Raw genomic sequence first — 350 nt, 5'->3', positions numbered from 1 at the left:
CCAATTGGAAACATTTAGGGTTTCTAGATTCCTTGCACCACTGAACATCCATCCCATATTGGTAACGTTCGACGTATTCCAATTGGAAACATCTATCACTTGTAAACTTTCGGCATTCTGAAACATTGATCCCATATTGGTAACGTTCGACGTATTCCAATTGGAAACATTTAGGGTTTCTAGATTCCTTGCACCATTAAACATAAATGACATATCAGTAACATTCGACGTATTCCAATTGGAAACATTTAGGGTTTCTAGATTCCTTGCACCACTGAACATCCATCCCATATTGGTAACGTTCGACGTATTCCAATTGGAAACATCTATCACTTGTAAACTTTCGGCAT

At 38.0% G+C, this 350-nt stretch carries 1 protein-coding gene; it reads right to left on the bottom strand.

Annotation, left to right across the window (positions count from 1 at the left end; all coding sequences use genetic code 11):
• The coding region (locus tag P3R27_RS14990) for a BspA family leucine-rich repeat surface protein (RefSeq protein ID WP_301399221.1) at nt 1-350 on the bottom strand (350 nt) is incomplete at both ends.

It is taken from the genome of Enterococcus spodopteracolus, assembly GCF_030441955.1.
Classification (GTDB): Bacteria; Bacillota; Bacilli; order Lactobacillales; family Enterococcaceae; genus Enterococcus_B; species Enterococcus_B spodopteracolus.
The sequence above is the reverse complement of the archived record's forward strand: the minus strand, read 5'-3'. Positions and strand labels throughout refer to the sequence as shown.